The organism is Lautropia mirabilis (assembly GCF_900637555.1).
Classification (GTDB): domain Bacteria; phylum Pseudomonadota; class Gammaproteobacteria; order Burkholderiales; family Burkholderiaceae_E; genus Lautropia; species Lautropia mirabilis.
This window is the reverse complement of the sequence record NZ_LR134378.1, coordinates 2,421,858-2,446,054: the sequence shown is the minus strand read 5'-3', so window position 1 is coordinate 2,446,054 and position 24,197 is coordinate 2,421,858. Positions and strand designations below refer to the sequence as shown.

Sequence of the window (24,197 nt, the reverse complement as noted above, 5' to 3'; positions counted from 1 at the left end):
CCCGCCACATGGGCTGGAGAGAATTCACATGGCCGTTCAGCAAAACAAGAAGACGCCGTCCAAGCGCGGCATGCATCGTTCGCACGATCACCTGGAAAACCCGCCGGTTGCCGTTGAGCCCACCACGGGCGAAGTGCACCTGCGTCACCACATCAGCCCCAATGGCTACTATCGGGGCAAGAAGATCGTCAAGACCAAGTCTGACGATTGATTCCTGCTGCTCGATCAGCTGATTGCGGCCCGTTTGCACCCCGAGCCCTCGGGGTGAGCGGTGCTGCATCCTTGCAACCAACCATATTCGTAGCGCCATGAGCGTTCGCCTGGCCATCGATGCCATGGGGGGAGACCATGGTCTGACGGTGACGGTTCCGGCCGCATTGTCATTCCTGCAGTCTCACCCGGATGCCGAGCTGTTGCTGGTGGGTCGCCCCGACGAGGTCGAGGGCGCACTTCAGTCATCCCGTCAGGCGGGCGGGCACGGCTCGGATCCTGCGCTGTCGTCACGCATCCGCGTGGTGCCGGCCAGCGAAGTCATTCGCATGGACGACAACCCGGTGCAGGCCCTGCGCAACCGGCGGAACTCCTCCATGCGCATCGCCATCGAACAGGTCAAGGCCGGTGAGGCCGATGCCTGCGTCAGTGCCGGCAATACCGGTGCCCTGATGGCCATCTCCCGTTTCGTCCTCAAGACGCTGCCGGGCATTGATCGACCCGCCATCGCCACCCAGCTGCCCACCCAGAAGGGGGGGTTCACCACCATGCTGGACCTGGGTGCCAACGTCGACTGCGAACCCACGCATCTGTTGCAATTCGCCATCATGGGCAGTGCGCTGGCCTCGGTGCTGGACGGTACCGAGCGTCCCAGCGTGGGGCTGCTCAACATCGGCGAGGAGCTCATCAAGGGCAATGACGTGGTCAAGGAGGCAGCTCGCCTCATTCGCGAGACGCCTCTCAATTTCGTGGGCAACGTCGAAGGCAACGACGTCTATGGCGGCAAGGCCGATGTGGTCGTCTCGGATGGCTTCGTCGGCAACGTGGCGCTCAAGACGTCCGAGGGTGTCGCGCAGATGATCGGCGCCTTCCTGAAGCAGGAGCTCTCGCGCAGCTGGTTCACGAAGCTGGGCGCGCTGTGCGTCATGCCGGCACTCAAGCGTTTTCGTCAACGGGTCGATCATCGACGCTACAACGGCGCCTGCCTCATCGGGCTGCGTGGTATCGTTCTGAAGAGTCACGGCTCGGCCGATGTGCTGGCCTACGAGGCCGCCCTGCGGCGTGCCTATGACGCGGCGCGCAACGGTCTGCTGGGCCGCATCGAGGCTGCCATGGCAGCTGCGAGCCCGGCAGGGCATGCCGCCAGTCCGCCGCCCCTTTCCTGACCCTTTTCGTGGATCCGGTACCCATGTCCCAGACCGATACAGCCGCCTCTGCTGCTTCCCGTTCCCTGCCGGGCATCCCGGCATCCGCAGGCGCGCGCTTTGCGCGGGTGATCGGTGTAGGGTCTGCACTGCCTGCACGGCGTGTCACCAACGACGACCTGGTGGCTGATCTGGCTGCCCGGGGCGTCGAGACCTCGGACGAGTGGATATCCACCCGTACCGGCATCCGTCAGCGCTGGCTGGCCGGTCCCGACGACACCACCACGTCGCTGGGCGCGCGCGCTGCGCGTGCGGCCATGGAGATGGCAGGTGTCGGCCCCGATGACATCGATCTGGTGGTCTGTGCCACCTCCACGCCTGATCAGATCTTCCCCAGCACGGCATGCCTCATCCAGAACGAGCTGGGCATCCATCAGGGCGGTGCCTTCGACGTGCAGGCGGTCTGCAGCGGCTTCGTCTACGCCATGGCCAACGCCGATGCGCTGATCCGCGCCGGTGTCGCGAAACGCGCGCTCGTCATCGGTGCGGATGTCTTTTCCCGCATCATGGACTGGAACGACCGCTCCACCTGTGTGCTGTTCGGTGACGGGGCGGGCGCCGTGCTGCTGTCGGCTTCCGACACGCCGGGCGTTCTGGTCTCGCGCCTGCATGCGGACGGCCGTCAGTCCGGCATCCTGTCCACGCCGGGCAGTGTGCGGGGCGGTGCCGTCTGCGGTCATCCGTTCCTGCGCATGGACGGTCAGGCCGTCTTCAAGCTGGCTGTGCGCGTGCTGGCTGATCTCGCCCAGGAAACCCTGCAGGCAGCCGACCTCTCGGTCGACGACCTCGACTGGCTGGTGCCGCACCAGGCCAACATCCGCATTCTTTCGGCCACGGCCTCGCGCCTGGGCCTTCCCGAAGACAAGGTGGTCTCCACTGTGGCAGAGCACGCCAACACCTCGGCGGCATCGGTTCCGCTGGCGCTGACCCAGGCCGTGAAGGACGGCCGGATCAAGCCCGGGCATCTGGTGCTGATGGAAGGAGTGGGTGGCGGCTTCACGTGGGCGGCCAACCTCATCCGCTTCTGACAAGGGATGCTCTGCTTCCCGGCAGTGCCCGGGTGGGCAGAGATAGGAACAAGATACAAGGCATAGCCAGGGAGAGTCAGGATTCATGAGCGTTGCATTCGTATTTCCCGGTCAGGGATCACAGGCCGTCGGCATGCTGTCGTCGCTGCTCGGTCGTCCCGAAGTCGATGCCCTGGTGGCGCGTGCCGATGCGGCACTGGGCCAGCCCCTGCTGTCAAAGGTCATTGCCGAAGGTCCTGTCGAAGAGCTGGCGCTGACGACCTGGACGCAGCCTGCCATGCTGCTGGCCGGCATGGCCAATCTGGCTGCCTGGCGCGCTGAAGGTGGCCCTGAGCCCGACTTCGTGGCCGGTCACAGCCTGGGTGAGTACACGGCGCTGGTCGCCGCGGGCTCGCTGGACCTGGACACGGCCGTGAAGCTGGTGCGACTGCGCGCGCAGGCCATGCAGGAAGCCGTGCCCGTGGGTACCGGCGGCATGGCCGCCATCCTGGGGCTGTCCGATGCCGATGTGCAGGCCGCCTGCGATGAGGCTCGCGCGGTACCCGGCAGCGATCAGCGCGAGGAAGTGGCGCCCGTCAACTTCAATGCACCGTCCCAGGTGGTCATTGCCGGTCACGTGGGTGCCGTCCAGCGCGCCTGCGAGGCTGCGCAGGCCAAGGGGGCACGTCGTGCCGTCGTGCTGCCGGTCTCGGCACCGTTCCATTCGGTGCTGCTCAAGCCGGCCGGCGAGGTGCTGCAGCGTGCCTTGGCCGACATCGACCTGAAGGCCCCGGCCATTCCGCTGGTCAACAACGTCGATGTGGCCTTCGAGACCGATCCCGCCCGCATCCGTGACGCACTGGTGCGCCAGGCCTGGCATCCGGTGCGCTGGGTCGAGGTCATCCAGGCGCTGGCCGACAAGGGTGTCGACCAGTTCGTCGAGTTCGGCCCCGGCAAGGTCCTCACCGGCCTGATCAAGCGGATCGCGCCCGAGGCGCAGCTGCACAACGTCAGCGATGCCGCTTCCCTCCAATCCACGCTGGCCAAGTTCTCATGAGCACAGATTCCACCCCGATTCCCGCCATCTTCGGCAACCTCGAAGGGCAGGTCGCCCTGGTCACCGGCGCCTCGCGCGGCATTGGTCAGGCCATTGCCGACACGCTGGCACGGGCCGGCGCCACGGTGATCGGCACCGCCACGTCCGAGAAGGGCGCCGAGGCCATCGGGCAGCGTCTGGGCGCCCCGCACCGCGGTGTGGCGCTCAACGTCAATGACGCCGAGGCCTGCGCCGCCCTGGTCGATGCCATCGTGGCCGAGCACGGCAAGCTGTCCATTCTTGTCAACAACGCCGGCATCACCCGTGACACGCTGGCCATGCGCATGAAGGATGAGGACTGGGCTGCCGTCATCGACACCAACCTTACCGCCGTCTTCCGCATGGCGCGCCTGGCCATCAAGCCCATGATGAAGGCACGCACCGGCCGCATCGTCAACATCACCTCGGTGGTGGGTCAGATGGGCAACCCGGGGCAGGCCAACTATGCGGCCGCCAAGGCCGGCGTGGCCGGCATGTCGCGGGCGCTGGCACGCGAAGTGGCCAGCCGCGGCATCACCGTCAACTGCGTGGCGCCCGGCTTCATCGAGACCGACATGACCCGGGCGCTGCCCGAGGAACAGGTGGCGGGGCTCAAGCAGCAGATTCCCAGTGGCCGGCTCGGACAGGCCGACGACATCGCGGCAGCGGTGCTTTACCTGGCTTCGCCAGCGGCATCGTATGTCACGGGCGTCACCTTGCCGGTCAATGGCGGCATGTACATGGTTTGACGCTACAATCCCGTTTCGTCAGAGTAACCGTGTTCTGGCTTTCCTCACGGAAGCCGTCCAGCCCGCCGGAAATTTTTCCGGCAGGTATCGAGAAACCAGAAAAAGCCGGTAGCATGTACCGGCATCGTCACTCATCAGGAGAGTATTGAAATGTCGGATATCGAGGCGCGGGTCAAGAAGATTGTGGCCGAGCAGCTTGGCGTGAACGAAGCTGAGGTCAAGACCGCATCGTCCTTCGTGGACGACCTGGGTGCCGATTCGCTGGACAACGTCGAGCTGGTCATGGCGTTGGAAGATGAATTCGGTACGGAAATCCCCGACGAGGAAGCCGAGAAGATCACCACGGTTCAACAGGCCATCGATTTCGTCAAGGCGCATTCGAAGAGCTGATGAGCAAGCGTCGCGTCGTCATTACGGGCCTCGGCCTCATCTCGCCGGTCGGTAACGACGTCGAGACCGGCTGGGCCAATCTGGTCGCCGGCAAGTCGGGCGTCGGCCCGATCACCCGCTTCGACGCCTCGCCTTTCCCGTCGCGCATTGCCGGGGAAGTGCGGGACTTCAACCCCGCCGACTGGATGAATGCGAAGGAGCTTCGGCACTTCGACACCTTCATCCATTACGGTGTGGCCGCGGGTCTGCAGGCTTTTCGTGACAGTGGGTTGGAGGTCACCGAGGAGAACGCAGAGCGCTTCGGCGCCTTCGTGGGCTCCGGCATCGGTGGTCTTCCCCTGATCGAGACCACGCACAAGGACTACCTCGAGCGCGGGGCGCGGCGCATCTCGCCGTTCTTCGTGCCGGGGTCGATCATCAATCTGGTGGCCGGGCAACTGTCCATCATGCTGGGTCTTCAGGGGCCCAGCTATGCCATCGTCAGTGCCTGCACCACCGGGCTGCACTGCGTGGGTGATGCCGGGCGTCTCATCGCCTATGGCGACGCCGACGTGATGCTGGCTGGCGGCGCCGAATCCAACCTGTCGCCCCTGGGCGTGGGCGGATTCGCAGCCATGAAGGCCCTGTCGACGCGCAACGATGATCCTCAGGCCGCCAGCCGGCCCTGGGACCGCGACCGGGATGGCTTCATCCTGGGCGAGGGCGCCGGGGTGCTGGTCCTGGAAGAGCTGGAGCACGCGAAGAAGCGGGGCGCCCGCATCTATGCCGAGCTGATTGGCTTCGGCATGAGTTCGGACGCGCACCACATCACCGCGCCAGACCTTCGCGGGCCTGCCCGGGGCATGAAGAATGCCCTGCGTGATGCCGGGGTCAACACCGACCAGGTGCAGTACATCAACGCGCATGGCACGTCCACGCCGTTGGGAGACCTGAACGAGACCAACGCCATCAAGCTCGCCTTCGGCGATGATGCGAAGAAGGTCGTCGTCAACTCCACCAAGTCCATGACCGGCCACCTGCTGGGTGCTGCCGGCGGCATCGAGGCGGTGTTCAGTGCGCTGGCCGTGCATCATCAGGTCTCGCCACCCACCATCAACCTCGACAACCCGGATCCGGAGTGCGATCTCGATTACTGCGCCAACCAGGCGCGCGAGATGGACATCGACGTCGCGCTGTCGAATTCCTTCGGGTTTGGTGGTACCAACGGCACCTTGGTGCTGCGTCGCTTCCGCTGATGCCTCACGGTCAGGCCCATGGCCTGTGCCGACATGCAACGACCAACCTGCGCAGGCAGGCTGGTCGTTGTTGTCTGTTTGCCTTTCCTGGCCTTTTCCCGCATTCCCCTGAATGGCTGCCATGCCTGATTCCTTGCTCATTCCCGTAGCCAAGGCAGACATTGGCCGTCGTCTCGACCAGCTTCTGCTCGTGCTGGTCGTGCTTGCCATTGCCGTGGCCTGGCTGGTCGAGCCTGGCAAGCCGTTGCGCTTCATCGCCTTTGCGGCCCTGATCGGGCTCTCCTGGTGGGTGCCCCGCGCCCTGAACGGCAGTCGCCGCAACACCACCTGCAACCCTGGCAGTCTCTGTGCCACGGCACGCATCCAGTACCGGAAACCGGTTGCGCTGCGCCTTCATGGTGACGGGACCCTGTTCGTCCAGTGGGAGGCCGAGGGGCCGTGGCTGGTCGCGCGGCAGACGCGTACCCTGTGGCTGGGCGCAATGCTGCACCTTGCTGTCGATACCCTGAGCGCAACCGATCCGGGGCTGTCCACCGAATCCCCTTGCCGTTCGTTAGAGAGCGGGTCTGCACCCGAAGCACAGGCACTCACGCCTTCCCCGGTGCAGGCTGCAACCGTTTCCGAGGCACCTCCTTGCGCTTCGCAGGCTGCCATCCAGCGTGGCAGTTGCCTGCTCTGGCTGCCTCGGCTGGGCCCGGCCGAGGCCGCGACCGTGCGTCGATGGCTGGTCTGGCGCAAGCGGGGCGGCCATGCTCCTCCGGGGCAGGTTGCCTGATTTCCGAATTCTTACAGAGCTTTTGAGGCTTCCTGATCGATGAGTATCCCCCATTCTTCTGACCGGCCCTGTCGCAAGGTCGCCGGACAAACCCGAGGCTCGCTGCGTACCGCGCTGGCGGGCTCGGCGCTGGCCGTGGCAGCCCTGTTCGGCACGGTCGCTCTCGTGCAGCCCGCTCCCGTGCACGCCCAGGCCGTGCGCCAGCTGCCCGATTTCACGGGCCTGGTGGAGAAGACCGGCGGCGCCGTTGTCAACATCCGCACGACCGAGCACGCCGGCAACCCCCAGGGGCAGGGTGGTGAAGAACTGCTTGACCCGGACGATCCCTTCTTCGAGTTCTTCCGTCGCTTCTTCCCGCCCGGTGCCATCCCCAACATGCCGGGCAACCCGCAGGGTCGCCAGCGTCAGGTGCCACCCGGCCAGTCCGGTGAGGAGATTCCCCGTGGCCTGGGCTCGGGCTTCATCATTTCGGCTGACGGCTATGTGATGACCAACCACCACGTGGTCGACGGTGCGGACGAGATCTATGTCACGCTGACCGACAAGCGCGAGTTCAAGGCCAAGCTCATCGGGTCGGACAAGAACACCGACGTGGCGCTGCTGAAGATCGATGCGACCAACCTGCCGGTGCTGCCGATCGGCGATCCCAACAAGCTGCGCGTGGGCGAGTGGGTGCTGGCCATCGGTTCGCCCTTCGGTCTGGACAACACCGTCACCGCCGGCATCGTCTCGGCCAAGGCACGCGAGACCGGCGACTATCTGCCGTTCATCCAGACCGATGTGGCCGTCAACCCCGGCAACTCCGGTGGCCCCCTGATCAACATGGACGGCCAGGCGGTCGGCATCAACTCGCAGATCTACAGCCGTACCGGCGGCTTCATGGGCATCTCGTTCGCCATCCCCATCGACGAGGCGATGCGCGTCACCGATCAGCTCAAGGCCAATGGTCGCGTCGTGCGCGGCCGCATCGGTGTGGCCATCACCGAGGTCACCAAGGACATCGCCGAGCCGCTGGGCCTGCCCAAGCCCTCCGGCGCCCAGGTCAGCAGCGTGGACCCGAAGGGGCCTGCCGCCAAGGCCGGTCTCATGCCGGGTGACATCATCCTGCGTTACGATGGTCGCGTCATCGAGCGCTCGTCCGACCTGCCGCGTCTCGTGGGCAACACCAAGCCCGGCACCAAGGCGTCCATCGAGGTCTGGCGCGCCGGGGCGGCCCGCACGCTGGACGTGGTGGTCGGCGAGGTGCCCAACGAACAGGCACGCGGCGCCGGTGGCAAGGGCGGGGCGGAACAGCAGGCCCCTGCCAAGGCCAACTGGCTGGGCATCATGGCCTCCGACCTGACGGCCGAGCAGCGCAAGAGCCAGGGTCAGCCGCGTGACGGCGTGGTGATCAACGGGCTGGAACCCAATGGCGCCGCTGCTCAGGCGGGTCTGCGTCAGGGTGACGTGCTGTTGCAGGTCAACAGCCAGCCCATCACCTCGGCCAGCCAGTTCGAGCAGCTGCTGGCCAAGCTGGACCGCAAGCGCACCCTGGTGCTGCTGGTCAAGCGCGGTGGAGAGGCTTCCTACGTGCCGGTCCGGCCCCAGTAAGGCATCGGGCTCAGGCGTCCGCCTCTTGCTGAAGGCAGGGGCGGCGCTTGCGCCACACGGACACAACGGGCCGCCCAGTGCGGCCCGTTGCGTTGATAGGGGCGCGCATTGCAGGGGCGTTTCCCTACCGTTGAACGGACATTCGCTGCAACAGGTGCTTCCATTGCACGTGCAGCCCCCGCGAGCCACTACAATAGCCCTCTTTGCCAACCCCCATCGCGCCGGTATGCAGCACATTCGCAACTTTTCCATCATCGCCCACATCGACCATGGCAAGTCCACGCTGGCCGATCGGCTGATCCAGCGCCTGGGGGGGCTGTCCGAACGCGAGATGGACAGCCAGGTGCTCGACTCGATGGACCTGGAGCGCGAGCGGGGCATCACCATCAAGGCACAGACCGCCTCGCTGGTGCATCGCGCGGCCGACGGCACCGAGTACCTCTTCAACCTCATCGACACCCCGGGACATGTCGACTTCTCCTATGAAGTCAGCCGCTCGCTGTCGGCCTGCGAAGGGGCGCTGCTGGTGGTGGACGCCTCACAGGGTGTCGAGGCACAGACCGTGGCCAACTGCTACACCGCCATCGACCTGGGTGTCGAGGTGGTGCCGGTGCTCAACAAGATGGACCTGCCGTCGGCCGATCCCGACAGCGCCCGCGCCGAGATCGAGGACGTGATCGGCATCGATGCCAGCGACGCCATCCCGGCCAGTGCCAAGACCGGCATGGGGCTGGACGAGATCATCGACGCCATCGTCACCCGCATTCCGCCGCCCAAGGGCGATCCGGACGCACCGCTGCAGGCGCTGATCATCGACTCGTGGTTCGACAACTACGTGGGCGTGGTGATGCTGGTACGGGTCGTCAACGGCACGCTCAGGACGCGCGACCGCATCCGCATGATGGCCACCGACGCCCAGCACCAGTGTGACCAGCTGGGCGTCTTCACGCCGCGCTCGTCGCCGCGCGACACGCTCTCGGCCGGGCAGGTGGGCTTCATCATCACCGGCATGAAGGAGCTCAAGCACGCCAAGGTGGGCGACACCATCACCCATGTCTCGCCTGCCGCCAGCGAGCCGCTGCCGGGCTTCAAGGAGATCAAGCCCTCCGTGTTCGCCGGCCTGTATCCGGTGGAGGCCAGCGAGTACGACGCACTGCGTGACGCGCTGGAAAAGCTCAAGCTCAACGACGCCTCGCTGCAGTTCGAACCCGAGGTCTCGCAGGCGCTGGGCTTCGGCTTCCGCTGCGGCTTCCTGGGTATGCTGCACATGGACATCGTGCAGGAGCGCCTGGAGCGCGAGTACGACATGGATCTCATCACCACGGCGCCCACCGTCATCTACGAGGTGGTGCTGACCGATGGGACCGTCGAGCGCATCGAGAACCCGTCGCGCATGCCCGAGCAGGCACGCATTGCCGAGATCCGCGAGCCCATCGTCAAGGTCGTCATCTTCGTGCCGCAGGAGTACGTGGGCCCCGTCATCACGCTGTGCACCGGCAAGCGCGGGCTGCAGCGTGACCTCACCTACCATGGTCGGGCCGTGCACCTCACCTACGAGCTGCCGATGAGCGAGATCGTGCTGGACTTCTTCGATCGCCTGAAGTCGGTGTCGCGCGGCTATGCGTCGATGGACTACGAGTTCCTCGAATACCGCGCCTCGGACGTGGTGAAGATGGACCTGCTGATCAACGGCGACAAGGTTGATGCCCTGTCGGTCATCGTCCACCGCTCCAATGCCACCTCCCGTGGCCGTGAGGTGGCCAGCCGCATGCGCGAGCTGATTCCGCGTCAGATGTTCGATGTGGCCGTTCAGGCAGCCATCGGCAGCAACATCATCGCGCGCGAGACCATCAAGGCGCTGCGCAAGAACGTGCTGGCCAAGTGCTACGGCGGCGATATCACCCGCAAGCGCAAGCTGCTCGAGAAGCAGAAGGCCGGCAAGAAGCGCATGAAGCAGGTGGGCTCGGTGGAGATTCCGCAGGAGGCCTTCCTGGCCGTGCTGCAGGCGGAAGAGCGCTGAGAGACATGCCAGGGTCGAGACGGACCGACCATTCGTCGGCTACCATGACGGATTCGTGAAATTCCGCGTCTCACCCTGCTATTGTCTGGGCTGCGAGCGGTCTGGCGCAGGCAATGGCCCATCCGGCAGCCTTCCTGCGCCCGAACCTTCCCGCTTTTTCATCCCGATCTTCTGCTTACCCCTTTCTGATGCCGCCCGGTTCCCGGGCCTGATCCACGCTTTGTCATGAACTTTCCGCTGATTCTCTTCCTGCTGACTGCCTTCACCCTGTGCATGTGGCTGCTGGACGTGCTGGTGCTGGCACCTGGCAGGCGTCGCCAGGCCGAAGAGCGCCTGAAGACGTGGGAACGCGAGCAGCAGGCGCGTGGCGGCAAGATCAGTCCGCAGGCGCGGCAGCAGCTCAAGAACAGCCTTCACCGCCGGCCCGCCTGGCTCGACTACACCGCCGGGCTCTTCCCCGTGCTGTTCGTCGTCTTCGTGGTGCGCTCCTTCCTGTTCGAGCCCTTCAAGATCCCGTCGGGCTCGATGATCCCCACGCTGCTGGTGGGTGACCTGATTCTCGTCAACAAGTACAGCTACGGCGTGCGCCTGCCGGTGTTCGACACCAAGATCATCGAGGTGGGCGAGCCGCAGCGCGGCGACACCGTGGTCTTCCGTTACCCGATGGATCCGTCGGTGGATTACATCAAGCGCGTCATCGGCGTGCCGGGCGACACCATCACCGTGCGGCGCGGTCGTGTCTTCCTGAACGGCGAGGAAGCGCCGCTGCGCCCGGCCGGCGACTACTTCGATGCCGAACGGGGGCGCTACATGCAGCGCTATTCCGAGACCATCGGCAACGTGCCGCACAAGATGCTGATCGATCTGGAGAATCCGGCCATCGTGCCGCTGCAGCGCACGCCCGAGACCGAGAAGTATTGCCGTCAGACCTCCGTGGAGCTGACCTGCAAGGTACCCGAGAAAAGCTACTTCGTGATGGGGGACAACCGCGACAACAGCCTGGACAGCCGCAGCTGGGGATTCGTTCCCGAGAAGAACCTGGTTGGACGGGCGTTTTTCATCTGGATGAATTTCAACGATCTGCAGAGAATTGGCTCATTCCGGTAAATGGGTCGGTCATCCGGTCCGGCCCTGACCGTTCCTCATTCCTGTCCGGCGGTCTCGCCCACACATCATGAATGCTTTCTCCCTTGCCACCCGTCGTGCCCCGCAGCGCGGCCTCACCCTGGTCGGGCTGCTCTTCACGGCCATCATCGTGGCCTTCGTGTCGCTGGTCGTCATGCGGGTGGTTCCCACCTTCCTTGAGTATCAGAACATCAAGAAGGCCCTGGTGCGCGCCGTCAGCGCTTCGGGGGCCAACAATCCCGAGGCCATCCGCAGCGCCTTTGACCGCTCGCAGGCCATCGACGATTTCCACGCCATCGACAGCAGCAAGCTGGTCTTCTCCAAGGACCAGGGCGAGCAGATGACCGTCTCGTTCAAATACAGCAAGGACATCCCGCTGTTCGGGCCGGTCAAGCTGGTCATCGACTATGAAGGAGATGCACGCGCGCGATAGGAGCCGGGGCGGATGTCCATCCGCCTGGCTTCCCGGGGCGCCGCGACGACACGCATGACGGGCACCATCCGAGATTCCATTCGCCATACCCTCGAAGGCCGCCTCGGCTACCGCTTCCAGTCCGAGGCGCTGCTCGTGCAGGCGCTCACCCACCGCAGTCACGGGCGCCAGCACAACGAACGGCTGGAGTTTCTGGGTGACAGCGTGCTCAACTGCGCGGTGGCCTCACTGCTGTACGCGCGCTTTGCCGACTCGCCCGAGGGCGCGCTGTCCCGGCTGCGCGCCAACCTCGTCAAGCAGGACCCCCTGCACGACATCGCATGCGGGCTCTCATTGCCCGATGCGCTGATCCTGGGCGAGGGCGAACGCAAGAGCGGTGGCCATCGCCGCCCCTCCATCCTGGCCGATGCCGTGGAGGCACTGCTGGGTGCCATCTTCCTCGAATCCGGCTTTGCCGCGGCCGCGGGCGTCGTCGAGCGCCTCTATCAGCCGCTGCTGGACGCCATCGATCCCCACGAACTGGGCAAGGACGCCAAGACACGCCTCCAGGAGTACCTGCAGGGGCACCGGCTGCCGCTGCCCCGATACCAGGTGGTGGCCACCCACGGCCAGGCCCACGACCAGCGCTTCGACGTGGAGTGCCAGCTCGACAAGCCGAAGCTGTCCTTCGAGGGCAGCGGCGAGAGCCGCCGCAAGGCCGAGCAGGTGGCTGCCCGCGCTGCGCTGGAACATCTGCTTCGGCACGGCCATCACTGAGGTATTCCTTCATGCCGCACGATCCTTCCGCATCCCCGTCACCCGTTGCTGAGGGCACGCCGTTCCGCTGCGGCTACGTGGCCCTGGTGGGGCGTCCGAACACCGGCAAGTCCACGCTGCTCAACCAGCTGCTGGGACAGATGCTGTCCATCACGGCAGACCGGGCACAGACCACGCGCCATCGCATCCAGGGCGTGCTGTCGCGGCCGCATGCACAGCTCATCCTCGTCGATTCGCCGGGCTACCAGACCCAGCGCATCAACCCGCTCAACAAGATCCTCAACCGCACGGCCCAGTCGGTGGGTCAGCAAGCCGATGTGGTGGTACTCGTCACCGAAGCGGGACGCTGGCGGCGACAGGACGACGAGATCCTGGGCTGGCTCAAGGGCGACGCCCCGGTCATCGTCGCGCTCAACAAGATCGACCAGCTGCGCAACGTCAACGAAGTGCTGCCGCTGATCGCCCAGGTCCATGAGGCGCATCCCGGTCTGGCTGCCATCGTGCCGATCTGCGCCCGCAACGGGCAGGGCATCGAGGCGCTGCTTGATGCCATCGAGTCCAACCTGCCGGAAGGGGAGGCCATCTACGGCGAGGACGAGCTCACCGACCGCCCCGAGCGCTTCTTCGCGGCCGAGATCGTCCGCGAGAAGCTCTTTCGCCTGCTGGGCGAGGAGCTGCCCTACGAAAGCACCGTCGTCATCGACCGCTTCGAGGAAGAGGGCAACCTGCGGCGCATCGCGGCCACCATCATCGTCGAACGTCGTGCCCACAAGCCCATCGTGCTGGGGCATGGGGGCGAGCGCATCAAGCGCATCGCCAGCGAGGCGCGCCAGGACATGGAGCGCATGTTCGACGGCAAGGTCTTCCTGACGCTGTGGGTTCAGGTGCGCAGCGGCTGGGCCAAGGATGCTGCCCACCTGCGCAGCTACGGCTACGAATGAACCCTCGGGCTGCCCCTGTCACGACGCGGCCGCGCGGCCTGTACCCGCCACGGCGCGGCTGCGTCCCTGAAGGAAGCCGGACATGGCCAGCCCGCTGACCGACGAACCCGGTTTCGTGCTGCACAGCCACGCCTACCGCGAGACCAGCCTGATCGTTGACCTCTTCCTGCGCGAGCGTGGCCGCGTCTCGGCCGTGGCCAAGGGCGCCCGCCGCCCCACCTCGGCGCTGCGGCCGGTGCTGCTGCAGTTCCAGCCCATCGAGTTCCGCCTCAGCGGCCGCAACGAGCTGCGCACGCTGACCCGTGCCGAATGGCAGGGCGGCATGGCCGTGCCGGCCGGTCGTGCGCTGCTCTTTGCCTTCTACCTGAACGAGCTGGTGATGCGGCTGCTGGCGCGTGAAGACCCGCACCCGCAGCTCTTCGACGCCTATGCGGATGCCCTGTACCAGCTGGGCGAGCAGGGGGCCGACGAGCGCATCCTGCGCCGCTTCGAATGGCTGCTGCTCACCGAAATCGGCTATGCGCCCGATCTGGCCTGCGACCACCGGGGCCTGCCGCTGGAGCCGCAACGCAACTACCGCATGGACGGCGGCCAGTGGTTCGCCACGCAGGGGGAAGACCCTGCCACGTTCAGCGGCCAGGCGCTGCAGCACATGGCTGCCGGGCGGTATGATGCACCCGGCGTGCTGTCGCAGGCCAAGCGGCTGTCGCGGCTGATGCTGGCCCTGCCGCTGGAAGGGGCTCCGCTCGATACCCGCCGCATCCTGATGGACCTGCAGCGTCTCTGAATTTCCCACTCTTGAGTCATCTCTCATGATCGAACTCGGCGTCAACATCGACCACGTCGCCACCATCCGCCAGGCGCGGCGCACCTATGAACCCGATCCCGTCTGGGCCGCCGTCGAGGCGCACCTGGGGGGCGCCGACGGCATCACCGTGCATCTGCGCGAGGATCGCCGCCACATCCAGGACGCCGACGTGCGCCGGCTGCGTGATCAGACGCAGATCAAGCTGAACCTGGAGATGGCTGCCACGCCCGAGATGGTCGACATCGCCATTGCCCTCAAGCCCGAGATGGCCATGCTGGTGCCCGAAGGCCGCCACGAGATCACCACCGAGGGCGGGCTCGACATCCTGTCCAAGGAAGCCGCCATCACTGACGCCATCCGCCGGCTGGCCGACCACGGCATCATCACCAGCGTCTTCATCGACGCCGAGCCGGCCCAGGTCGAGGCGGCCGCACGGGCCGGCGCCTCCGTCTGCGAGCTGCACACCGGTCCCTACGCCGAGACCTTCCACCGCGAAGGCCGCGACGTGGCCAGCCCGGCCATCCGCCGCGAGCTGGAGCGCGTGGCCACCGCCGGTGCGCTGATCCAGCAGGCAGGCATGCGCTTCAATGCCGGCCATGGCCTGAACTACTTCAACGTGCAGCCTGTCGCCGCGCTGCCCGGCGTGCGTGAACTGCACATCGGCCATGCCATCGTCTCACGTGCCGTGTTCGTGGGCATGCGAGAGGCCGTCTCCACCATGAAGGCCCTGATCCGTGAGGCTGCAGCAGCCGCGGCCCAGAGCCGGGGCATGGCTGGCTAGGGCTGAGCCACCGGCCGCTTATCCCGGGCCACCGGGGGCCGGATCTGCACAGGCAGGAATCCGTGCCACCCGGCATCGACCGGCCCGGGCCTGTTTCGAGGCAACCGCTTTCACGTCTTTCATCATGCCCGCTTCCTCCCGCAAGACTTCCTCGGCAGCCCGCACGACCCGGCGCGCAGCCAGCACCCCGGTGCGCCGTAGCCGTCATCTGGCACCTGGCCCCGTCATCGTCGATGTGGCCGGCCTGCGCCTGACCGAGGCCGAGCGCAAGCGCCTGCGCCACCCGCTGGTGGGTGGCGTCATCCTCTTTGCCCGCAACTACCAGTCACCCGAGCAGCTGCGCGCGCTGACCGACGAGATCCATGCCGTCCGCTCGCCGGCACTGCTGGTGGCCGTGGACCACGAGGGCGGCCGTGTGCAGCGCTTCCGCGAGGGCTTCTCGGCCATCCCCGCCATGCGTACCCTGGGCGAGCGCTGGGACGCGGACGTGCTGGCGGCCTGCCGCGAGGCCACCGAGGTGGGCCGCCGCATGGGCGAGGAACTGCGTGCCGCCGGGGTGGACTTCACCTTCGCGCCGGTGCTGGACCTGGACTGGGGACGTTCCTCCGTCATCGGCAACCGGGCCTTCCACCACGACCCGCGCGTGGTTGCCATGCTGGCCCGCTGCGTGGCGCACGGCCTGCTGCTGGCCGGCATGGCCAACTGCGGCAAGCACTTCCCCGGGCACGGCTTTGCCGATGCCGATTCGCACGTCGCCATGCCCGAGGACACGCGCAGCCTGGACGAGATCCTTGCCGATGACGCGGCTCCCTACGCATGGCTGGGCACGGCGCTCACCGCCGTCATGCCTGCTCACGTCATCTACCCGCAGGTGGACCGCAAGCCGGCCGGCTTCTCCCGAAAATGGCTGCAGACCATCCTGCGTCGTCGCCTGGGATTCGACGGCCTGATCTTTTCGGACGACCTGACGATGGAAGCGGCCACCGTGGCCGGTGACATCACGGCCCGGGCCAGTGCGGCCCTGAAGGCGGGCTGCGACATGGTGCTGGTCTGCAATCGTCCCGACCTGGCCGACGAGCTGCTGGCCCACCTGCAGCCGCCCGAGAACCCGCACCTGGAGCGCCGCCTGAACGCGCTGCGACCGCGGGTCGTTGGCTGAGCGCCTTCCCATCCCTTCCTGCCTGGCCATGACCGAATCCCGCCGTCCCGACGACCCGAAACCCGCCGCTTCCCAGGATGCGGCCGGGCCGGTGCGGCCGCAGGAAACGCCTGCTGAAGCCATGGCGGTGTCGGCTGCCGACTCCCGGGACTCCATTGATCCGGTCGAGCAGGCGGAGCAGGCTGGACAGGCCAACCAGACAGACCCGACAGACCCGACAGACCCGACAGACCCGACAGACCCGACAGACCCGACAGACCCGACAGACCCGACAGACCCGACAGACCCGACAGACCCGACAGACCCGACAGACCCGACAGACCCGACAGACCCGGCAGACCAGCCCGCGCAGCCCACTCTCACGCCCTTCGTCGAGCGCCCGGCCGAGCTGAAGCTCTTTTTGCGCACGCTGCCGGCGCTGCCCGGCGTCTATCGGATGAAGGACGCCTCCGGCACCGTGCTGTACGTGGGCAAGGCGAGGGACCTGAGCAAGCGGGTGCGTTCGTACTTCCGCAAGACGCTGGCCAGCCCGCGCATTGCCCAGATGGTGGCCCGCGTGGTGGAGATCGACACCACTACCGTCGGCTCCGAGGCCGAGGCGCTGCTGCTGGAAAACAACCTGATCAAGTCGCTGAAGCCCCGCTTCAACATCCTGTTCCGCGACGACAAGACCTACCCGTTCCTGAAGTTCAGCGCCCACGCCTTCCCGCAGATTTCCTACTACCGGGGCGGCACCGACCGGCGCGCCCAGTATTTCGGTCCCTATCCCAGTTCCTTCGCCGTGCGCGAGGGCATCCAGGTGCTGCAGAAGATCTTCCACCTGCGCACCTGCGAGGACAGCTACTTTGCCAACCGCTCGCGTCCGTGCCTGCTGCACCAGATCCGGCGTTGCAGCGCTCCCTGTGTCGGTCTGATCGACGAGGCGGCCTACCGCCGTGACGTGAACTCGGCCATCACCTTCCTGAAGGGCGGGCACAAGGAAATCCTGAAGGAGATGGAAGCCGGCATGCAGGCCGCGGCCGAGGAGCTGCGCTTCGAGGAGGCGGCCGTGCTGCGCGACCGCATCAGTGCCCTGTCGCGCGTGCTGCACCAGCAGTCGATGGAGATCAATGCCGATACGGACGCCGACATCATCGCCATCGAGCAGGCCGATGGCCAGGTCTGCCTGAACCTGGCCATGGTGCGGGGCGGGCGCCATCTGGGCGACAAGGCGCATTTCCCGTCCCATGTTGCGGGCCTGGAGGACGAGGAGGGCCTGGGCAGCGTGCTCGATGCCTTCCTGACCCAGCACTATGCGGGGGCCACCATTCCCGGCGTCATCATCTGCGCCCGGAAGCCGCAGGATCCCGAGCTGCTGGGCATCCTGCGCGCCCAGGCGGGCCATGCCGTTGCCTGGGTGCAGAACCCGCAGCAGGACCGGCGCCGGTGGCTTGCGCAGGCCCATGCCAACGCGAAGATTGCGCTCACCCGCCACCTGGCTATCGACGGTTCGCAGCTGCGCCGTACCCAGGACCTGCTCGACGTGCTGGGCCTGTCGCTGGAAGACCCGGCACGCCTGCGCGTCGAATGCTTCGACATCAGCCACACCATGGGCGAGGCTACCCAGGCCTCTTGCGTGGTCTACGAGAACAACCGGATGGCCTCCGGCCAGTATCGCCGCTTCAACATCCAGGGCATCGAACCTGGTGACGACTACGCCGCCATGCGCCAGGTGCTGCAGCGCCGCTATGGCCGCTGGGCCACCACGCGGGATGAGCCCGCCGGCGATGCAGACGCCGGGCACACATCCGTGTCCGACGCTGATGCCAGCACGGATACCGACGAGACCGCTGCGCCCGGGGAGGGCCGCACGGCCTCCGGCCGCGTCGCGCGTGACGACGCCGCACGTCTGCCCGACATCGTGCTGGTTGACGGCGGCAAGGGCCAGATCAGCAGTGCCCGCGAGGTCTTCGAGTCGCTGGGGCTGGACATCGGCCTGCTGGTGGGCGTGGCCAAGGGGGAAGGGCGCAAGGTGGGGCTGGAGACGCTGGTGTTCGCCGATGGGCGCGAGCCGCTCGTGCTGGGCAAGGAATCGCCCGCGCTGATGCTGGTGGCCCAGATCCGTGACGAGGCCCACCGCTTTGCCATCACCGGCATGCGCGCCCGCCGTGCCAAGACCCGCAAGGTATCGCGGCTGGAAGAGATCGACGGCGTGGGCGCCCGCCGCCGCCAGCGGCTGCTGTCGCGCTTCGGCGGGCTGCGCGGCATCATGGCGGCCAGCGTCGAGGACCTGGCCAGCGTCGAGGGCATTTCCATGTCCCTGGCCGAATCCATCTATCAGCAGCTGCACCAGAGCTGAGGGCCGGGAAGCGACCTGCCCGGCACGTTCCTTTCGCGTATCAGGCTCCGTCAGCGACGGGGCGCTCGGGGGTGCCATGCAGACGCTTCCCCCGCACCTGGCGCGGCCGCATTGGGGGGCTTGCTGTGCCCCGATCCGGTAGGGACGCCCTGGGCGGGTGCCAAGGGCTGTTGCATTTTTGCCTGCACCGGCCGTTGTGATAGGCTTGTGCCAGTTGCTGCACTTCCGCCAATGCGCGGCCGTTTTGCGCCCCCGGCGCAGCGTTTGGCCTCCGCAAGGGCGTTCCGTCATTGTGGCTGCCGGTGCAGCGGTCGTTTACCCGAACGTGCACCCCCATGGCCTTCAATCTGCCCAACCTGCTGACCTGGCAGCGCATTCTTGCCATACCGCTGCTGGTCTGTGTCTATCTGGTGCCTTTCGACGCATGGGGCGAACACAGTCGCAACCTCGTCGCCACCATCCTGTTCATTCTGGCCTCCATCACCGACTGGCTGGACGGCTGGCTGGCACGACGCCTGGGGCAGCAGACCGAGCTGGGAGCCTTCCTCGACCCGGTGGCCGACAAGCTGCTGGTCTGCGTGGCGCTGGTCATGCTGCTGGATCTGGGCCGCATCAACGCCGGCATTGCCATCATCATCATCGGCCGCGAGATCACCATCTCGGCCCTGCGTGAATGGATGGCCAGCATCGGCGCGCGCAAGAGTGTGGCCGTCAACTGGATGGGCAAGGTCAAGACGGCCGTCCAGATGCTGGCCATTCCCATGCTGCTCTACCACGATCCCATCGGCAGCTTCGACTGCCAGTACTGGGGCAGCTGGATGATCACGCTGGCCGCCATCCAGACCTTCATCTCGATGGCCTACTACCTGAAGCAGGCCTGGCCGCAGCTGCGGGGCGACACGGGCGCCCACTGACAGTGGTTCTGCCGTGGGCCGGTTGCCGGCCCCGGCGTCCGTGCCCGTCGCTCCCGGGGCCCCAAGCAGGTTCCGGAAGCGGGAAGGGCCCGGAAAGCCGGAAGAGCCTGCAGGCCGGACAAGTCCAAGCCCATCAGAGGCCAATCCGGGCCTGGAAAAGAAAAAAGCCATTCATCGAAAACGATGAATGGCTTTTTTGAATCTGGAGGCGGAGGTCGGAATCGAACCGGCGTCCACGGCTTTGCAGGCCGCTGCATAACCACTCTGCCACCCCGCCAGAGAAAAAAGATTTTGGTGGAATTCCCCTGACCTGTCAAGGGTCTGGTGATATTTCCTGCCGCCATGGCGGTGTCTTTCAGCAGGAGCTTCCCTCAGAAGGGCAGTTCCCCCTGCCGGGGCGGCTGCGTGTGTGCATCGGGGGCGGCTTCATGGGCGGCATCGGCACGTTCCAGCGACGACACGCGGATGCCCAGCAGCCGAAAGCGCCGTTGCAGGTCCACCCGCTTCAGACAGCGGCCGGCCAGCCGTCGTATGTCGCCGGCGTCCTGTGTGGGGGACTCTGTCGTCAGCTCGCGCGTCACGGTGCGGAAATCCGCGTAGCGCAGCTTGATGCCCACCGTGCGGCCCCGATAGCCCTTACGCTGCAGATCCTGCGCCGTCTGCTCGGCCAGCCGCGTGAAGATGGCAGCCAGCTCGGCACGGTCGTGCACGGCATGCAGGTCACGCTCGAAGGTGGTCTCGCGGCTGATCGTCACCGGCTCTGCCCGATTGGCCACCGGGCGGTCATCGCGCCCCCAGGCAGCATCGTGCAGCCATTGGCCGGTTCGCGTGCCGAAGTGTTCCACCAGCCAGGCAGTGTCGCAGGCGGCCAGCTGGGCAATGGTCAGCACGCCCAGTTTCTGCAGTCGTTCGTCGGTCTTGGGGCCGATGCCGTTGATGCGGCGGCAGGGCAGGGGCCAGATCCGCGTCTGCAGATCCTCGGGGCGGATGATCGTGATGCCGTGCGGCTTGTCCAGATCGCTGGCCATCTTGGCGATCAGCTTGTTGGGGGCCACCCCGATCGAGCAGCTCAGCCCGGTTTCGGCCTGGATGCGCGCCTGCAGCCGCGTGGCCAGCGCACGTCCGCCGTCCTCCTGAACGCCTGCCACCTTCGTCAGGTCGATGAACACCTCGTCGATGCCCCGATCCTCCATCACCGGCGCTTCGGACAGGATGATCGCCTTGAAGGCCTGCGAGAAGCGGCGGTACCGATCGAAATCGGGTGGCAGCAGGATGGCCTGCGGGCACAGGTGGGCGCCCCTGGCCAGCCCCATGCCCGAACCCAGCCCGAACTGCCGGGCAGCATAGGTGGCGGTGGTGGCCACGCCTCGGCCCCGGTAGTCGCCCAGCCGGGGGAAATGGTCAGGGTTGATGGCCTGCAGTGCGTCCGCTCGCCATGGGCTGCCCGGATGGCGCTCGTTGATGTGGGCCACCAGTTCCTCGGGTGTCATTCGCCGGCCGCCGATCACCACCGGCAGGGACTGCAGCTGCGGATACTGCAGCAGCGTCACCGAGGCGAAGAAAGCATCCATGTCCAGATGGGCGATGCGTCGTGAGAGGGCGGTGCTCATGGCCATTTTCCGAGGGACGAGCCGTGTGGAATGCGGCGGATATTCGGGTTTTCCCTGAGTGAATATCCCGAGGTTGCCGCCTGTTTCGCCGGGGCCGTTGTCCGTGGCTGTCGAGCAGGGAAACACGGACACCTTGTGCTAGTATCGAACCAGTTGCTGGCCGAATTTCTTCGGCTGTGTTTTCTCTCTCCGTTCCAACTTTCGAGGTTGACTGGCATGTTTCCGGAATTTCGTGGACTGATCACCAAGCTTAAGACCGAAGACTCGCATTTTGCACGTCTGTTCGACAAGCACAACGAACTCGACCACAAGATCAAGGCCATGGAAGCCGGTGTCGAGCGCACGGCATCCGTCGAGATCGAGAATCTCAAGAAAGAGAAGCTGCGCCTGAAGGACGAGATGTACGAAATCCTGCGCAAGGCAGACGGCAAGGCCTGATCCGATTTTCGGATCACCATGAAAAAAGCGCCCTGCGGGGCGCTTTTTTCATGGGTGGATCCTTGTGCGAGGGGCCTTCGGGTTATCGTGGATGAAGAGAGCCCGTCAGCAGCAGGCCCCCACGCGAGGAGCCTGCGCCTGCGTTGATGACTCTCAGTGTTTACAGCAGGGCATCAGGGCGCTCGCCGCGCTCATACACCACATGGGCCCGGCCCACGATCAGCGGATCCAGCTTGCCGATCCGTTCGATGGACTTGTTGCTGTAGGGCAGCTTGTGAAGGATGTAGCGCATGGCGTTGAGGCGGGCGCGCTTCTTGCAGTCGCTCTTGATGACCGTCCAGGGGCTGTCGGCCGTGTCGGTCTCGAAGAACATCGCCTCCTTGGCGCGGGTGTACTCATCCCACTTGTCCAGCGACGCCTTGTCGATGGGGCTCAGCTTCCATTGCTTGAGCGGGTGGGCCTCGCGTTCGCGGAAGCGGCGGCGCTGTTCCTTCTGGCTGACGCTGAACCAGAACTTCACCAGGTGGATGCCGCTGCGAACCAGGTGGCGCTCGAACTCGGGCGCCTGCTTCATGAACTCCTGGTATTCCTCCGTGGTGCAGAAGCCCATCACGCGCTCCACGCCCGCCCGGTTGTACCAGCTGCGGTCAAAGAGCACGATCTCGCCGTGCGTGGGCAGATGCTCGATGTAGCGCTGGAAATACCACTGACCGCGTTCGGTGTCGGTGGGTTTCTCGAGTGCCACCACCCGGGCGCCCCGCGGGTTCAGGTGCTCCATGAAACGCTTGATGGTGCCGCCCTTGCCGGCCGCATCGCGTCCCTCGAACAGGATGACGATGCGCTGGCCGGTTTCCTTGGCCCAGGCCTGCAGCTTCAGCAGCTCCACCTGCAGACGGAATTTCTCCTTCTCGTAGGTGGCACGGCGCATCAGGTTCTTGTACGGATAGGCGCCGTCACGCCAGTCATCGGCCAGCTCCTCGTCGGGGTTGGCCAGCGAGTGCATCAGCTTCTTGGGCATCTTGCCCTTGAGGGCCTTGCGGATGACCTCCCGGTCGTCGGCTGCGGCACCCTCCAGGATGGCGCGCAGAGCCTTGGCGCGCTCCTGCACGGTCTTCTTGTCGACGTTGTCGAGGATGGAACCGACGGCCTCGACCTGTTTTTCCTGAGAGGCCTCGATCTTCTGGCTGGTCACGAATTTTTCCAGGGCCTCTTTCTTCAGGCTGGGCGGCGTATCGCCCTTGGCCACGCGGCGGACTTCGGTGGGCAGCGGCCCTGCCGGAGCCGCTTTGCGCCGGCGCGGGGCGGCCGTGGCGGCGGCTTTGGGGGGGCTGCGGCGCGCACGTGTCTCGGATGCGCTTTCGGCAGGTGTTGCGACGGCCGGGCTGTCCGAGGCCTTGGGGCCATCCGCGGTGGCAGATTGGGGGGGACGGGTAGCGTTCTGCATGCAGGAGGTTCCTTGATGGTTCAGAAAGAATAGATATGAATGAATATGCGCCGGTCCGGAAAACGTATCTTGATTCGAGTCAATGGCCGTTGTTTCCCGGGATTCAGCGCAGTGCTCTAGTGCTGCTGAAGGATCCAGTCGACGATGATTTTCAGGTCGCGATCGTTCACATGCGGCTGCGGCGGCATCGGCACCGGCCCCCAGTTCCTGCTGCTTCCCCCGAGGATGCTTGCAGCCAGCTGCCTGCCTGCATCGGGTTGCCCGGCATGACGCCGTCCGATGTCACGGAAGGCAGGCCCCACCACCTTGCGTTCCGGCTGGTGGCAGGATGCACAGTGGTTGGATTTCAGAACGCGCAGGGCCGTTGCGTCGTCGATGGCCTGGGGGGCAGATGCCTGCGCTTGTGCCTGCGTGCGGGGTGGCCCGGTATCAGGGGCTGCTGATGACGAAACGGGCGTGTCGGACGCGGGAGGATCCGATGGCAGGACCAGGGTGCCTTCGTCCGGCTTCCCGCCTTCCTCTGCCTGGCCCGTGGAGACTGAGCGCGTCTCCGACGTGGCGGACTGTGCCGTGGCGATTCGGGTGTCTGGCCTGACCACCTGTCCGGATCCCGGAGGCTTGCCTGTCCCGGCGGGTGGTGTAGGGGGCTGAGAGTCGCATCCGCCCAGCAGCACAACCGCCATCAGCCAGGGAAACAGCAGGTGGCGGCAGGGCAGGGGCAGGGGCTGGCGGGACATGATGAACCGGGTGGGGGTCTACATTGCCAGTATATCGACCCCTTCAGCAGGGCGGTCCGATCACACCATCGACTGCTCAAGTTGTATGGAATTCCAACATCACGCAAGGAATTCGGCGCATCAAGGCCAAGTCTTCGCAAAAGAATGACGACGCAATGGGAAAATCGCTGAAAAAACGTAGAGGCTTTGTAGATATATCGCCTTATATGTAACTACAGTAAGTGCTGTGAGTCATGAGAGGCTTGATGTTCATCAAGCAAGACATGGTAATTCATTGATTTCAAAGGAAAACATGTCGTGTATCCCTGTTTTTCAAATGGGCCGCCTGCCTGGCGCTCCGGGCGCGTGTAAGTAGGGTTTACGTTCATTGTGTTTCGTTAAGTTTGGAGAACAGGATTTTTTGGCCCCGCCCCTTAAGCTTCGCCTGTCTTTCAACACAAAGGCCTGAATGACGACG

At 65.7% G+C, this 24,197-nt stretch carries 22 protein-coding genes, 1 tRNA gene and 1 pseudogene; 20 read left to right on the top strand and 4 right to left on the bottom strand.

All coding sequences use genetic code 11. The features are described 5' to 3' along the window. Positions 1–28 precede the first annotated feature (28 nt). The 19 genes and pseudogenes from rpmF (at position 29) to pgsA (ending at position 19,511) form a co-directional block, all read left to right on the top strand. Positions 29–211 (top strand): 50S ribosomal protein L32, encoded by a 183-nt coding sequence (rpmF, locus tag EL249_RS09960; RefSeq protein ID WP_005672700.1) that lies wholly within the window; start codon positions 29–31, stop codon positions 209–211. A gap of 97 nt (positions 212–308) precedes the next feature. Then, positions 309–1,376, top strand: coding sequence for a phosphate acyltransferase PlsX (gene plsX, locus EL249_RS09955; RefSeq protein WP_005672702.1), 1,068 nt, complete (start codon positions 309–311; stop codon positions 1,374–1,376). Between the two features lie 23 nt (positions 1,377–1,399). After that, entirely contained in the window at positions 1,400–2,443 is a 1,044-nt protein-coding gene (locus tag EL249_RS09950; protein WP_005672704.1) for a beta-ketoacyl-ACP synthase III, read from the top strand. Positions 2,444–2,528: 85 nt separating this feature from the next. Further along, positions 2,529–3,479 carry an ACP S-malonyltransferase gene (gene fabD / locus EL249_RS09945; RefSeq protein ID WP_005672706.1) on the top strand — a complete coding sequence of 317 codons (951 nt, stop codon included), beginning with the start codon at positions 2,529–2,531 and terminating at the stop codon, positions 3,477–3,479. Next, positions 3,476–4,246, top strand: a complete 771-nt coding sequence (fabG, locus tag EL249_RS09940) for a 3-oxoacyl-ACP reductase FabG (RefSeq protein ID WP_005672708.1) — start codon at positions 3,476–3,478, stop codon at positions 4,244–4,246. The genes fabD and fabG overlap by 4 nt, the downstream gene beginning before the upstream one ends. Positions 4,247–4,396: 150 nt before the next feature. Then, positions 4,397–4,636, top strand: coding sequence for an acyl carrier protein (gene acpP, locus EL249_RS09935; RefSeq protein ID WP_005672709.1), 240 nt, complete (start codon positions 4,397–4,399; stop codon positions 4,634–4,636). Next, complete coding sequence (fabF, locus tag EL249_RS09930; RefSeq protein ID WP_005672710.1) at positions 4,636–5,871, top strand: beta-ketoacyl-ACP synthase II; 1,236 nt, start codon at positions 4,636–4,638, stop codon at positions 5,869–5,871. Before acpP ends, fabF begins: the two co-directional genes overlap by 1 nt. A gap of 121 nt (positions 5,872–5,992) precedes the next feature. Beyond that, positions 5,993–6,646: a hypothetical protein gene (locus tag EL249_RS09925; RefSeq protein WP_040529678.1), complete on the top strand. Its 654-nt coding sequence runs from the start codon at positions 5,993–5,995 to the stop codon at positions 6,644–6,646. Positions 6,647–6,685: 39 nt separating this feature from the next. Continuing rightward, entirely contained in the window at positions 6,686–8,236 is a 1,551-nt protein-coding gene (locus EL249_RS09920) for a DegQ family serine endoprotease (RefSeq protein ID WP_005672712.1), read from the top strand. Positions 8,237–8,462: 226 nt separating this feature from the next. Beyond that, positions 8,463–10,256 carry a translation elongation factor 4 gene (lepA, locus tag EL249_RS09915; protein WP_005672713.1) on the top strand — a complete coding sequence of 598 codons (1,794 nt, stop codon included), beginning with the start codon at positions 8,463–8,465 and terminating at the stop codon, positions 10,254–10,256. 225 nt (positions 10,257–10,481) lie between these two features. Beyond that, positions 10,482–11,363 carry a signal peptidase I gene (lepB, locus tag EL249_RS09910; protein WP_005672714.1) on the top strand — a complete coding sequence of 294 codons (882 nt, stop codon included), beginning with the start codon at positions 10,482–10,484 and terminating at the stop codon, positions 11,361–11,363. A 67-nt stretch (positions 11,364–11,430) separates the two neighbouring features. Continuing rightward, a complete protein-coding gene (locus EL249_RS09905; RefSeq protein WP_005672715.1) occupies positions 11,431–11,814 on the top strand; it encodes a DUF4845 domain-containing protein in 384 nt (127 codons plus the stop codon). A 54-nt stretch (positions 11,815–11,868) separates the two neighbouring features. After that, positions 11,869–12,552 (top strand): annotated as a pseudogene (gene rnc / locus EL249_RS09900) (ribonuclease III); the annotation flags it as partial. A 29-nt stretch (positions 12,553–12,581) separates the two neighbouring features. Beyond that, complete coding sequence (era, locus tag EL249_RS09895) at positions 12,582–13,511, top strand: GTPase Era (RefSeq protein WP_005672717.1); 930 nt, start codon at positions 12,582–12,584, stop codon at positions 13,509–13,511. An 82-nt stretch (positions 13,512–13,593) separates the two neighbouring features. Beyond that, positions 13,594–14,298 carry a DNA repair protein RecO gene (gene recO / locus EL249_RS09890; RefSeq protein WP_005672720.1) on the top strand — a complete coding sequence of 235 codons (705 nt, stop codon included), beginning with the start codon at positions 13,594–13,596 and terminating at the stop codon, positions 14,296–14,298. Positions 14,299–14,323: 25 nt separating this feature from the next. Beyond that, positions 14,324–15,100 (top strand): pyridoxine 5'-phosphate synthase, encoded by a 777-nt coding sequence (locus tag EL249_RS09885; RefSeq protein WP_005672721.1) that lies wholly within the window; start codon positions 14,324–14,326, stop codon positions 15,098–15,100. 124 nt (positions 15,101–15,224) lie between these two features. Next, on the top strand, positions 15,225–16,259 hold the full coding sequence (gene nagZ, locus EL249_RS09880; RefSeq protein WP_083799449.1) for a beta-N-acetylhexosaminidase: 1,035 nt from the start codon (positions 15,225–15,227) through the stop codon (positions 16,257–16,259). Positions 16,260–16,287: 28 nt separating this feature from the next. Further along, the gene (gene uvrC, locus EL249_RS09875) at positions 16,288–18,597 is read left to right on the top strand and encodes an excinuclease ABC subunit UvrC (protein WP_005672726.1); all 2,310 of its coding nucleotides are present in this window, start codon (positions 16,288–16,290) and stop codon (positions 18,595–18,597) included. Positions 18,598–18,932: 335 nt separating this feature from the next. Then, positions 18,933–19,511: a CDP-diacylglycerol--glycerol-3-phosphate 3-phosphatidyltransferase gene (gene pgsA / locus EL249_RS09870; protein WP_005672728.1), complete on the top strand. Its 579-nt coding sequence runs from the start codon at positions 18,933–18,935 to the stop codon at positions 19,509–19,511. A 203-nt stretch (positions 19,512–19,714) separates the two neighbouring features. Here pgsA and EL249_RS09865 read toward each other — a convergent pair. Together EL249_RS09865 and EL249_RS09860 are read right to left on the bottom strand one after the other, a co-directional pair. After that, positions 19,715–19,788, bottom strand: a tRNA-Cys gene (locus EL249_RS09865). 94 nt (positions 19,789–19,882) lie between these two features. Then, positions 19,883–21,127, bottom strand: a complete 1,245-nt coding sequence (locus tag EL249_RS09860; RefSeq protein ID WP_005672730.1) for a DNA polymerase Y family protein — start codon at positions 21,125–21,127, stop codon at positions 19,883–19,885. Positions 21,128–21,337: 210 nt separating this feature from the next. Here EL249_RS09860 and EL249_RS09855 point away from each other — a divergent pair, with 210 nt between their 5' ends. Next, a complete protein-coding gene (locus EL249_RS09855) occupies positions 21,338–21,559 on the top strand; it encodes an HP1242/YdcH family protein (protein ID WP_005672732.1) in 222 nt (73 codons plus the stop codon). Positions 21,560–21,719: 160 nt separating this feature from the next. Here the strand turns inward: EL249_RS09855 and ppk2 are convergent, their stop codons facing one another. Together ppk2 and EL249_RS13865 are read right to left on the bottom strand one after the other, a co-directional pair. After that, on the bottom strand, positions 21,720–23,003 hold the full coding sequence (gene ppk2 / locus EL249_RS09850; RefSeq protein WP_005672734.1) for a polyphosphate kinase 2: 1,284 nt from the start codon (positions 23,001–23,003) through the stop codon (positions 21,720–21,722). A gap of 116 nt (positions 23,004–23,119) precedes the next feature. Beyond that, the gene (locus tag EL249_RS13865) at positions 23,120–23,686 is read right to left on the bottom strand and encodes a c-type cytochrome (RefSeq protein ID WP_419178806.1); all 567 of its coding nucleotides are present in this window, start codon (positions 23,684–23,686) and stop codon (positions 23,120–23,122) included. Positions 23,687–24,197 lie beyond the last annotated feature (511 nt).